This window comes from Shewanella morhuae (assembly GCF_900156405.1).
GTDB lineage: Bacteria > Pseudomonadota > Gammaproteobacteria > Enterobacterales > Shewanellaceae > Shewanella > Shewanella morhuae.
On record NZ_FTNN01000016.1, the window covers coordinates 1 to 11,557 of the forward strand.

Below are 11,557 nucleotides of genomic sequence, written 5' to 3' on the forward strand. Positions count from 1 at the left end.
AATAAGAAGCCAATCAGCGGCTCAATGAATTCTGATTTTTTTGTTTCCACATCCCTATAAAGGAAGCAGAAACAAACTGTACATATTGCTATGAACACTCATTGTTACATTGATTTAAATTTTTGACTGCCAACCCGAAGGCTAAGCAGTTTCGATTAACTCAACACCTGTGAGTGTCCACACAGATTTGCTTGATAAATTGTTAAAGAGCGTTGACCACACACTGATTTCTCAGCGGGTCAGGGCTGCGTATTCTACGCATTCCCGTTAGTGCGTCAAGTAGTTTTTTCAACTTTCTCAACACCCATCGTTAGCTTGCTAACAGATGAACTGACTTAGTTTGATTTGCTTAACTTGCGTTACGCTCATCGCCGTGTCAGTGGATGCGCATTATAGGGAGATTGAGAAAGTCCGCAAGCGCTTTTTGTAGTTCATTGAATTGTACGTTGATATTTTAAACGTTATGCCTGTTTTTTAGCTTAAATACCCCTTTCATAATGAATAGATGTGCTTTTTTAGCTAATAATTGATAATTCACGCTCAATATTTCAGCAATGCTCTAGTGTAAAAGTAAATAATTCATTACCATATGACTTGCTGTTAACAGTTATTTATCAATTTTCCATTCATCAGAGAGCATTCTTATGCAAAAGTCATTTCTTATTGTTTTGATAGTCGCCATTGTTGGCGCATTTGTGCTATTTCAGTTCGCACCGACCCTGCCGGCTTATATTGCCTTTGTTGCAGGTGTTATTGTGACTAGCCTTATTTTCAAACTTGTTCCAGAGACTTCATCATCTCATGTTACAGAAGAACAATATGTTGGTCCTACTATGACACTATATGTAGGTAACCTGCCTTATCGTGTACATGAAGGTGAAGTAAAAGTATTATTTGGTGAGTTTGGTCCGGTGAACTCTGTGCGTTTGGTCAGAGATCGTAAGACTGGTCGCCGTAAAGGGTTTGGTTTTGTCGAGATGTCAGAATCTGGTGCTCAGAAAGCTATGGTTAAACTGAACGACTATAGCTTCCAAGAAAGAACCTTAAAAGTAAGAGAAGCAAAAACACAAGATTCAGAAGCTGCTGATCGTACTACTGAAGAATAGCCTTACCGTTAATCGATTTTGTGTGACGTTATAAGTTTAGTTGGTTGTGGTGATTCGTTCGATAGTAGAAAAGCCACAATCAATTAATGTTCTTATTAAACCTTCACTGATTTCCGCTTTAGTATAGAACGCCTGCATTACTGACGGCCCTACAACCTCTCTTCCATCAGTTACTCTATTCCCTTCTACAATTAGATTTTGTTGTGTTAGAAGCGTAACAACTCGTTTTGCAATCGCGGCGCCAGAATCCAATAGCTTTACACCCGCTCCCAGCACTTGCTGTAATTCTGCTTTGATTATAGGGAAATGAGTACAGCCCAACACCAGAACATCCAAATTCGCAGCCACAATAGGGGTAAGTAACTCTGTTAGTCTTTGCGTGTTGATCACACCTGTCGCCACTTTTTGTTCCGCCATCATGACTAATTCAGAACAACCAAATAATTCAACATGGCAATCATCAGCAAATTGGCTAATAAGCTCGTGGGTATAATGACGCTTGACGGTACCAGGTGTAGCTAAGAGCCCAATACGTTTACTTTTTGATATTAGTGCGGCAGGTTTAATCGCGGGGACTACACCTACAACTGGGATAGTTAAATGTGTGCGTAATACCGGTAGTACGACTGTGCTTGCAGTATTACAAGCCACAACAACTATCGCAGCATTGGTACGCTCGACAAGTTCACAGACTAATTTTACGCAACCAGCAATTAATGCCTGTTCCTCTAACTCCCCATAGGGCAATCTCGCATTATCAAAAAGATAACAATAATCACTATGGGGTAAAATGTTACGGATTTCTGCCAATACAGATAAGCCGCCAATACCAGAATCAAACACTAATATAGGTCGCGACAAGCGAGTCTCCCGTTTTAGATAACAACGAATAGGTAATACAGATTAAAACGACCATAACCTCAACCATTCGATAGCTTATTTACCGATTGAGTTCAAGAAAACCAATAGAGCCCACTCAAACTCGCGGATTTTCCCATAGCTTTGCGAAAAGCGCAAAAGCAAGATACTGGACATTCGTGTCACCTAGTATAATATTTGCGCCCCAATTTACAGCAACGGTGAATCAAACAATGAACTTAGCAGCAATGGACCCTCAGACCTATGATACGCAATTAGAAAACAAGCGTATTAAGCTAGAACAAGCCTTTGCCCAATTTGAAACACCGAATGTTGAAGTTTTTGCCTCAGAGCCGGCCAACTACCGTATGCGCGCCGAGTTTCGCATGTGGCATGACGGTGACGACTTATACTATTACATGTTCGACAAAGTATTGAATGAGAAGGTGCGGTGCGATCAATACTTGCCAGCGAGCGAGCTCATTAATCAGATGATGTCGGCTTTGATTGCCGAGCTAAAACCAAATCCAAGTTTAAGGCATAAGCTGTTCCAAGTGGATTTTTTGTCGACGTTAAGTGGCGAGATCCTCGTGTCACTGCTTTACCACAGACAGCTTGATGAGCAATGGCGCACTGATGCCACTGCACTAAAAGCTAAGTTAAGCAGTCAATTTAACGTCAACATTATCGGCCGAGCCCGTAAACAAAAAATTGATTTAGATAAAGATTTTGTAGTTGAGTCATTACAAGTCAATAATAAAACACTCTTATATAAACAAATTGAAAATAGCTTTACTCAGCCCAACGCTAAAGTTTCTGTAAAAATGCTCGAGTGGGCTATCGATGCAACTCACAACAGTGAAGGGGATTTACTGGAGCTTTATTGTGGTAATGGCAACTTCTCTATCGCACTGGCGCAAAATTTTAATCGCGTATTAGCCACCGAGCTTGCTAAGCCTTCTGTAGATGCGGCGCAATACAATATCGAAGTTAATGGTATTGAAAACTTGCAGATTATTCGTATGTCAGCTGAAGATTTTAGTGATGCAATGGCGAAGAAACGCAGCTTCAGACGTTTAGAAGGTATCGATCTTGATAGCTATGTTTGCAACACTATTTTTGTCGACCCACCACGAGCGGGTATCGATCCTGATACGCTAGCATTAGTGCAAGGTTACGAACGTATTTTATATATTTCCTGTAATCCTGAAACTTTAAAAGACAATCTGCAACAGCTGAACCAAACCCATAAAGTAACCCGTTTTGCCTTGTTTGATCAGTTCCCTTACACGGACCACATGGAAACGGGGGTATTGCTAGAACGTCGTTAACCGCGTTAAATCTACTCAATCGAATATCGAGAACTTTCGAATATAACAACAAAGGAGCCTAAGGCTCCTTTGTTGTTATGAAATAGTTTTTATCAGATAAGTGTGCCACCCAAACTAGCGGTGCTCTACCTTATGTTGTAATGCCTCTGCGCCTTTAGCAACCATGCGCAACTGCATAACTAATTGATCGGCCAATATTTTACGATCGACTCGTTTCATATCTAATGCTGCAGCGCCTGCGTTAAAAACTAAAATTACTAAAGCCTCAGCCTGTGCACGTGCTAGCAATGGAGTCCGTCCCGCTTTTGCTTCAACATAATGAGCAAGTTCAGAAATAAAATGTTCAATTTCGCGGGCAACTGCCGCACGAAATGCTGCCGAAATCCCCGAGCGTTCATGCAATAAAATGCGAAATACGTTTGGATTAGAATCCAGTACTTCCATAAAAGTATCAACTGAAATGCGGATCACGCTGCCACCAACTTCGGCGCGCTGTCGCCCTTTGCGCATCATCTGCCGCAGCGTTAGCCCGCCCTCATCCACCATAGTCAGCCCAAGTTCATTCAGATCTTTAAAATGGCGATAAAAGGAGGTCGGAGCGATATTGGCTTCTCGAGCAACTTCTCGCAAACTTAAACTTGAGAAACTGCGCTCAGCACTTAACTGACTAAAAGCTGCATCGACTAACGCTCGGCGAGTTTTCTCTTTTTGCTGTGCTCGAATACCCATTATTAAATCCGCTAACTGAATGTAATGGCGCGATAATACCGCTTTTAAGTATTAAACACAGCCCTATCGTCCTTGACCAAACAATATAGCTAAGTTAAATTAGCTTACAGATGTACGCTCAAAAGCGAATTTTGGAAACCTATTATGAAAAAACCCCCAATCATTTGGCTCAATGTTTGTCTGTTTGCGATCACTTTCCTCAGTGCAGTGATTTTAGTTCCGTGGCGCGGTATTGTTCACGGCTATGGCGCCAGTGAGTGGATTGCATTTATTGTTTTAGCCTTCGCCAGTGGTTTATCGATCACAGCAGGTTACCACAGACTGTGGTCACACAAAGCTTACAAAGCCCATCCAGCAGTACGTTTTATATATGCACTTGGAGGCGCTTTAGCCTTACAAAACAGTGCATTACACTGGGCATCAGATCATCGCGTACACCACAAACATGTCGACGATAACGACAAAGACCCGTACTCAGCCAAAATGGGATTTTGGTATAGCCACATAGGTTGGATGCTGCGAGAGTATCAATCACAACGCTACCACGATTATCAAAATGTGCGCGATCTACAAAATGACCGTATCGTAATGTGGCAACACAAGCATTACCTTGCACTGGTGTTACTAATGAACATTGGCCTACCCGCATTGCTCGGCTGGCTCAATGGTGACGTACTGTCCATGCTATTAATGGCGGGATTACTGCGTTTAGTGGTGGTGCATCACTGTACATTTTTTATCAACTCTTTAGCCCATGTATGGGGTAGTCAGCCTTATACCAATAAAAACACCGCGCGTGATAATGGTTTTATCGCCATGTTGACCTACGGTGAGGGCTACCATAATTTTCATCACATCTTTGAAAATGACTATCGCAATGGCATTAAATGGTGGCATTACGACCCCACTAAATGGCTAATTAAAGCCTTATCATGGGCCGGTTTAGCTAAAGACTTACGTACTAGCCCGCAAGAGCGTATTGAAAGTGCACGATTACAAATGCAGCTGTTACGTACTAAAAATAATGTCGTCCACTTGCCAAATGCCGATGAGATTATCGAAAAAATTCAATTTGAGTACGAATTAATGAAAGAGCACTTAATTGAATACTATCAAGCCCAAAAAATCTTATTGGAAGCGAAACGCAAGCAACTGGTAGATAAACAATTATTGCAACAGGTTGCTGAGTTAAAAACCCGTTTCTTAACTCAGAAAAAGAACTGGCAAAGCCTAACTGCAAGTTATAGCTAGGCCACAATTTTACGCTAAATTCGAACGGCCGCCTTGCATGGTGGCCGTATCGGATTATCATGATGCCTCAATCACTTTATACAGGATATTGAGTTCATGTCATCTTCCACTGCTACTCTCCCCGAAACGATAAAACTCACAGAATACAGTCACGGTGCAGGCTGCGGTTGCAAAATTTCACCCAAAGTACTGAGCACTATTCTTGCCTCGCAACTTCCTGTATTCACAGACCCCAATTTACTTGTGGGTAACCAGAGTCGCGACGATGCTGCGGTATACAAACTCAACGACGACGTTGGTATCATCAGCACGACCGATTTTTTTATGCCGATTGTTGACGACCCTTTTACCTTTGGCCGCATTGCAGCGACTAATGCTATCAGTGATATTTATGCCATGGGCGGCACGCCAATTATGGCGATTGCGATTTTGGGTTGGCCGATTAATAAACTGCCAGCCGAGATAGCTCAACAAGTTGTAGATGGTGGACGCCAAGCCTGTATGGAAGCGGGGATTATGTTAGCCGGTGGCCACAGTATCGATGCACCTGAACCTATTTTTGGTCTCGCGGTGACTGGCCAAATTGCATTAAGTGATTTAAAGCAAAATGATACCGCTAAGACTGGCGATCGCTTATATCTGACTAAACCTATTGGTATTGGTATTCTCACTACCGCGCAAAAACAAAAAAAACTCAAAGATGAAGATAGCCTCATTGCAGTCAATGCGATGTGCCAACTCAACACTATCGGCGCAAAAATTGCCAAAATCAGCGGCGTAAATGCGCTGACCGACGTCACAGGTTTTGGATTGTCTGGGCACTTGCTCGAAATGTGTCAAGGCGCGAAACTAACGGCAAAACTCAAATTTGATGCTGTCCCATTACTGCCACGCGCTTTAGATTATTTAGCTTTAGGTTGTGTTCCTGGCGGCACCCACCGCAATTACGATAGTTATGGTGAGCACCTACCCGAGCTGAGCGAATATCAGAAAGCAATCCTATGCGATCCGCAAACCAGTGGTGGCTTATTAGTTGCCGTTTCTAGCGCTGCCGAAGCTGAACTTATCGCGTTGCTCGAGGCGCACCAGATACCACCAATTTGCATTGGAACACTTGAAACACCCACCACTCAAGCTAGCGTGGTGTTGTGTTGATACCTAGTCCTATTATTACCGCTGATCAATATCGAGAGATTTTTCTCAATCAACATCCAATCATGGATGCGAGGGCGCCTATCGAATTTGCGCGAGGCGCTTTTCCCAACTCGACCAATTTACCGCTGATGCTTGATGAAGAAAGAGAAAGTGTCGGCACTTGCTTTAAAAAGTTAGGTCAGCAAGCTGCAATTGCATTAGGCCACTCACTGGTAAATGGCTCAATCAAGCAACAAAGAGTCGAGGCTTGGATAAGTTATTTTAAAGCGAATCCCAATGCCTACCTTTATTGTTTTCGTGGTGGCCTGCGCTCGCAACTGACGCAACAATGGCTCAAAGAAGCTGGCTTGGAGGTGCCCTATGTTCAAGGCGGCTATAAAGCCATGCGTCAATATTTAATGGGGGTGATTGAAACAACGCCAGCACAACAGCCTTTTTTAAGTTTGAGCGGGATGACGGGTAGCGGTAAAACCGATTTTTTATTACTGCGTAAAGAAGCGGTTGATCTTGAAGGAATCGCTAACCATAGAGGCTCAAGTTTTGGTAAGAACATTGACCCTCAACCAACGCAAATTAACTTTGAAAACCAACTCGCTATCGCCTTACTGCAACATCAAAGCAGTGCTGTTGACTATTTATTACTTGAGGATGAAAGTTTTCTTATTGGTCGTTCAGCGTTGCCACAAACGTTTTATAATGCCATGCAAACCGCGAGTGTTATCGTATTAGAAGAAACTGACGATGCTAGGCTAGAGCGCTTACGTAATGAGTATGTGCATAAAATGCATAGCGGATTTTGTGAACGCTTTGGTCCTGAAGCGGGCTTTACCGCTTTTAGCGAATATTTGTTGCAAGGATTAGGCAGTATTAGTAAGCGTTTAGGCGGTAAACAGCATCAAGAGCTGCAAGATTTAATTCAACAGGCCTTAGATCAACAGATCAGCACTAATGATACTTCCCTGCATTTCAACTGGATAAACCTCTTGCTGCATAAATATTACGATCCTATGTATCAGTACCAATTACAGAAAAAGTCCGAACGGGTGCTCTTTAAAGGTTCGCATCAAGCCGTGCACGAATGGTTAGATAGCTATCAGCCTCAATCATAATCTTCAACAGTAATAATCCTCCACAATAGCCATCTTTAGAGCAATCACCGCGAGGGTAAGATCCGCGGTGATGTCTTTATTGATATTGAATCTAACGGGTTATCACTTACCCAGCAGGCTCGCAATTTTAACTCTTAGCGAATCCTTATTTGCTACATGGCCATCAATAGCCTCTGCGAGAGTCACCGATACTCTTGAGCGAAATCGTATGGGTATTGTCGTTAATGCCTGCTCATCTTTATGACTAAAATAAGTACCCAACAACCCTTTTAGTGCCATAGGGATCACTGGCACCGGATCTCTAGCTAAGATTTTATCGATATCCACATAAAACTCACCCAATGTACCGTCTGATGTAACTCGTCCCTCAGGGAAAATACACACCAACTCGTTATTGGATAACGCCTCATGGATTGCCTCAAAGGCGTGGTTATAGGTTGTTTCACTCTGTTTAGGTGAACAGATGGGGATCACACCTGCGTGACAAAATACAGATTTAAGTAGAGGCTGCTCGCTCACGGATTGCTCCATCACAAAGCGGATTGGCCGTATTGAGGTCCCCATAATAATCAATGCATCCACATCACTCACGTGGTTACAAACTATGATACCCGCCCCCAGCTTAGGAATTTTTTCGCGGCCTGTTACTGTCACGCGATATATAACATGACTTAGCAAGTAACTGATAAAGCGCAGGGTAAATTCAGGCACTTGTGAATAAACGTAAAGAATCATTCCGAAGTTCATCACGGCAAGTAGCAGGAATAGCTGTGGAATGCTCCACCCAGCAATACCAAGCAACAACATAGATAACAGTGCAGAAATCACCATAAATAAGGCATTCATAATGTTATTTGCCGCAATAGCCTGAGCACATTCCCCTTTGGCTGAGCGCGATTGTATAAAGGCATACAAAGGGACAATAAATAAACCGCCACTGACGCCAATCATAAAGAAATCTAACATGACTCTAAAATGCTGCGACTGGGTAATAAAAGCGTTAACACCGTAAACAACACTGGCATCAATAGGTACTGGCGGAATAGCCCACAACAAATCAATACCAAAAAGGGTCAACCCGAGTGCGCCAAATGGCAATAATCCTAACTCCACATGGCCGTAAGAAAATCGCTCACAAACAAAAGAGCCCACTGCAATTCCAATTGAAAACAGTCCTAATAGTAACGACACTACAGCGGCACCAGAGTGCAAATGCAGCTTGGTAAAATTGGGGAACTGCGTTAGATAAGTCGCACCTAAAAACCAAAACCAGCTAATAGCAATTATCGCCATCCAGATTGATGGTGTTTGGCGGACTTTTTGAATACTGCGCCAAGTACCTGACAATGGTCTAAAACGAATTTTTTCGATGGTGCCTTGCGGGGGCAATGCAGGAATAGCACGACTGGCCAAATACCCCAGCAATGCTAGTAAAGCAACAATGATGGCCGACCACTGCGTACCATTGTCTTCAAAAATAAGTATACCGGCACTCAAGGTGCCGATTAAAATTGATAGAAATGTACCCATTTCAACCCAAGCATTGCCTGAAACTAACTCGTCCTCTTGTAATGCTTGGGGTAATAAAGAATATTTAACCGGACCAAAGTAGGCTGACTGGCTACCAGTTAAAAACAACAGTAATAACATCATCATGTAATTCCCGTTCAAGATTGCGATAGCGGCACTGAACATGATGATGACTTCGAGTAATTTTAATTGGCGGATAAGTTTGGCTTTATCCATATTATCGGCGACCACTCCCGCATGAGCCGAAAATAGAAAAAACGGTAAAATGAATAACCCTGCCGCTAAATTAACAAATAAATCGACACTTATAGGCAAATCCTGCACTTGGCTAAAAGTCACCAATAACAATAAAATATTTTTATAGAAATTATCGTTTAAGGCACCCAGACACTGCGTGACAAAATAAGGCAAAAAACGTTTAGTTAACAACATGGTATTCCCTCTAACCGTCGATTGCCGTTAAGTTAATGCAGTATAAGAGTTTTCATGGTGACAAAATCGGTTGATATGTAGATGGCAACGTACTCACACTCAGGAGCGACGATACTGCATCACCATTCTATCCATGCCAATACCAAAGTAATCGGCTTCAAAATTTATGTCACGAAAACCCAGCTTTTGATACAAAAAATAAGCGGGATTATTAGGGTCAACGGTTAAATAAACTTGTTGTATCGATAGAGGTAACTCAGCTAAACATCGCTCGATTAAGCGCTTACCCAATCCTTGCCCTCGGGTATTCTCACTCACGGCAACGGATAAAATCCACATACATTGAGGATCGCCACTCTGAGCACAGAGCAAATAACCTCGTAGCTGATGACGATCATCTACAGCGACTAAAAATTGCTCTGGCCAGCAATCAAAGCCCTGACGGAAGAAGAAGTCAGGATAGCTATGCTCACCAAAAATGGCCTGCTCAAGTTGGTACACCGCCAGCAGCTCTGACTTTAATACCGGACGTATACATTGCATTGGTCGATTATTCACCAATTAAAATCTTATCCCATTCTAAGTTAGGGGCGCCCACAACGATAAAATTAGGGTTCTCTAAGGATTCACGCTCATTATATGTTAACGGTTGCAGCTCAGTATCCATTAGCTGCCCGCCCGCTTCCTCGACGATAATTTGCGCCGCTCCCGTATCCCACTCACCAGTTGGGCCAACACGCACATAACAATCGGCTCGACCTTCAGCCACTAAGCAGCTTTTCAATGCTGCGCCGCCCATGACCACTAACTCGCAGTGCTTAGGATGATTGAGTAAGGTTAATACTGATTGCGGATCTTGACGGCGACTCACAGCCAACCGCAGCGAGACTTGGTCTCGATTGGCAATTTGACGACTACTGATGCGAACTTCTTGTTTATCAGTACGTTTGTAGGCACCTAAACCCGCAATGGCGTAATAACACACTTGGGTCATCGGTACATACACCACGCCCATAACCGGACGGTTGTGCTCCACCAGCGCAATGATCACAGAAAAATCACCACTGCCAGCGATAAACTCTCCCGTACCATCGAGCGGGTCAACTAACCAATAACGCTTCCAAGATTCACGCACACTGAGCGGAATATCGGCAGCCTCCTCAGATAACACCGGAATATCAGGCGTGAGAGCGGTTAATCGTTCACAAATGATCTTATGCGCCGCTAAGTCAGCGGATGTGACGGGGGTATTGTCAGATTTAATTTCTCGTTCAAAATTACCTTTGAGATAGATATCACGGATAGTGATCCCCGCTTCAGTTGCTATTTCAATAATTTGATCGATCAACTCTTCTGGCTTCATAACAACTCCAATCGCAACCTTTGCGAATGTTTTGCAAGCATTCATCGAATACTTAAAAGGAAAAAGATTATTTATGTTGTAAATATTTTTGCGCTAAAAATAACGCACTCACACTACGGGACTCGGAAAAATCGACATTATCGAGTAAAGCTTCCCAATCGGCCAGCGCCCACGGCACCACATCGATTGGCTCTGGCTCATCACCTTCAAGGCGACTCTCATACAAGTCTTCTGCAATAAAAATTTGCATCTTACTGGAGAAATACCCCGGCGCTAGGCTAAGTTCTTTCAATAGCGTGAGCTTATTCGCCGCAAAACCAATTTCTTCCTGCAATTCACGGTTAGCTGCTTCGATTGGCGATTCACCAGGGTCGATAAGCCCTTTAGGGAAACCTAACTCATAATGATCGGTACCTGCGGCATATTCGCGCGCCAGTAGCATTTGTCCTTGATGAATCGGTACTATCATCACGGCGCCACGACTACCACCTTTCATACGTTCGTATTGACGCTCGACACCATTAGAAAATCGAAGGTGCACTTGCTCAATTTGAAATAATCGACTTTTTGCGACAACTTCGCTATGCAATATTTCCGGCTTATTGTGCCGCTGCGACATAACTGCCTCTGGATAAGAAATAATAAAATAAATAAGACAAGCGACAATCTTACTATCCTGTCTTTAATCTACAA

The 11,557-nt window shown here is 43.1% G+C and carries 11 protein-coding genes; 5 read left to right on the top strand and 6 right to left on the bottom strand.

Annotated elements, in window-relative coordinates:
- Nucleotides 1-644 precede the first annotated feature (644 nt).
- Nucleotides 645-1,106: an RNA-binding protein gene (locus BW947_RS15765; protein ID WP_076501317.1), complete on the top strand. Its 462-nt coding sequence runs from the start codon at nucleotides 645-647 to the stop codon at nucleotides 1,104-1,106.
- A gap of 36 nt (nucleotides 1,107-1,142) precedes the next feature.
- Here BW947_RS15765 and murI read toward each other — a convergent pair whose 3' ends face one another.
- Nucleotides 1,143-1,967, bottom strand: coding sequence for a glutamate racemase (murI, locus tag BW947_RS15770; protein WP_076501318.1), 825 nt, complete (start codon nucleotides 1,965-1,967; stop codon nucleotides 1,143-1,145).
- Nucleotides 1,968-2,197: 230 nt separating this feature from the next.
- On the opposite strand from murI, the gene trmA reads away from it, so the two are divergent.
- Entirely contained in the window at nucleotides 2,198-3,295 is a 1,098-nt protein-coding gene (gene trmA, locus BW947_RS15775; protein ID WP_076501319.1) for a tRNA (uridine(54)-C5)-methyltransferase TrmA, read from the top strand.
- A 114-nt stretch (nucleotides 3,296-3,409) separates the two neighbouring features.
- Here the strand turns inward: trmA and fabR are convergent, their stop codons facing one another.
- The gene (gene fabR, locus BW947_RS15780; protein ID WP_076501320.1) at nucleotides 3,410-4,024 is read right to left on the bottom strand and encodes an HTH-type transcriptional repressor FabR; all 615 of its coding nucleotides are present in this window, start codon (nucleotides 4,022-4,024) and stop codon (nucleotides 3,410-3,412) included.
- A 144-nt stretch (nucleotides 4,025-4,168) separates the two neighbouring features.
- On the opposite strand from fabR, the gene BW947_RS15785 reads away from it, so the two are divergent.
- The 3 genes from BW947_RS15785 to mnmH all read left to right on the top strand — a co-directional run bounded on the left by BW947_RS15785 (nucleotide 4,169) and on the right by mnmH (nucleotide 7,539).
- Nucleotides 4,169-5,275: an acyl-CoA desaturase gene (locus BW947_RS15785; RefSeq protein WP_076501322.1), complete on the top strand. Its 1,107-nt coding sequence runs from the start codon at nucleotides 4,169-4,171 to the stop codon at nucleotides 5,273-5,275.
- 96 nt (nucleotides 5,276-5,371) lie between these two features.
- On the top strand, nucleotides 5,372-6,430 hold the full coding sequence (gene selD / locus BW947_RS15790) for a selenide, water dikinase SelD (RefSeq protein ID WP_076501324.1): 1,059 nt from the start codon (nucleotides 5,372-5,374) through the stop codon (nucleotides 6,428-6,430).
- The gene (mnmH, locus tag BW947_RS15795) at nucleotides 6,430-7,539 is read left to right on the top strand and encodes a tRNA 2-selenouridine(34) synthase MnmH (RefSeq protein WP_076501451.1); all 1,110 of its coding nucleotides are present in this window, start codon (nucleotides 6,430-6,432) and stop codon (nucleotides 7,537-7,539) included. The genes selD and mnmH overlap by 1 nt, the downstream gene beginning before the upstream one ends.
- A 102-nt stretch (nucleotides 7,540-7,641) precedes the next feature.
- On the opposite strand, the gene BW947_RS15800 is transcribed toward mnmH, so the two are convergent.
- The 4 genes from BW947_RS15800 to nudE form a co-directional block, all read right to left on the bottom strand.
- A complete protein-coding gene (locus BW947_RS15800) occupies nucleotides 7,642-9,501 on the bottom strand; it encodes an MFS transporter (protein ID WP_076501327.1) in 1,860 nt (619 codons plus the stop codon).
- A gap of 99 nt (nucleotides 9,502-9,600) precedes the next feature.
- The gene (locus BW947_RS15805) at nucleotides 9,601-10,044 is read right to left on the bottom strand and encodes a GNAT family N-acetyltransferase (protein ID WP_076501454.1); all 444 of its coding nucleotides are present in this window, start codon (nucleotides 10,042-10,044) and stop codon (nucleotides 9,601-9,603) included.
- Between the two features lie 7 nt (nucleotides 10,045-10,051).
- Nucleotides 10,052-10,864, bottom strand: a complete 813-nt coding sequence (gene cysQ, locus BW947_RS15810; protein WP_076501330.1) for a 3'(2'),5'-bisphosphate nucleotidase CysQ — start codon at nucleotides 10,862-10,864, stop codon at nucleotides 10,052-10,054.
- Between the two features lie 67 nt (nucleotides 10,865-10,931).
- Entirely contained in the window at nucleotides 10,932-11,483 is a 552-nt protein-coding gene (nudE, locus tag BW947_RS15815; RefSeq protein WP_076501332.1) for an ADP compounds hydrolase NudE, read from the bottom strand.
- Between the last annotated feature and the right edge of the window lie 74 nt (nucleotides 11,484-11,557).

What these genes read in the sequence shown, in the direction of transcription:
- BW947_RS15785 (WP_076501322.1), top strand. Translation starts at nt 4,169, where the DNA reads ATGAAAAAACCCCCAATCATTTGGCTCAATGTTTGTCTGTTTGCGATC.
- nudE (WP_076501332.1), bottom strand. Translation starts at nt 11,483, where the DNA reads ATGTCGCAGCGGCACAATAAGCCGGAAATATTGCATAGCGAAGTTGTC.
- selD (WP_076501324.1), top strand. Translation starts at nt 5,372, where the DNA reads ATGTCATCTTCCACTGCTACTCTCCCCGAAACGATAAAACTCACAGAA.
- cysQ (WP_076501330.1), bottom strand. Translation starts at nt 10,864, where the DNA reads ATGAAGCCAGAAGAGTTGATCGATCAAATTATTGAAATAGCAACTGAA.
- BW947_RS15805 (WP_076501454.1), bottom strand. Translation starts at nt 10,044, where the DNA reads ATGCAATGTATACGTCCGGTATTAAAGTCAGAGCTGCTGGCGGTGTAC.
- BW947_RS15765 (WP_076501317.1), top strand. Translation starts at nt 645, where the DNA reads ATGCAAAAGTCATTTCTTATTGTTTTGATAGTCGCCATTGTTGGCGCA.
- BW947_RS15800 (WP_076501327.1), bottom strand. Translation starts at nt 9,501, where the DNA reads ATGTTGTTAACTAAACGTTTTTTGCCTTATTTTGTCACGCAGTGTCTG.
- trmA (WP_076501319.1), top strand. Translation starts at nt 2,198, where the DNA reads ATGAACTTAGCAGCAATGGACCCTCAGACCTATGATACGCAATTAGAA.
- fabR (WP_076501320.1), bottom strand. Translation starts at nt 4,024, where the DNA reads ATGGGTATTCGAGCACAGCAAAAAGAGAAAACTCGCCGAGCGTTAGTC.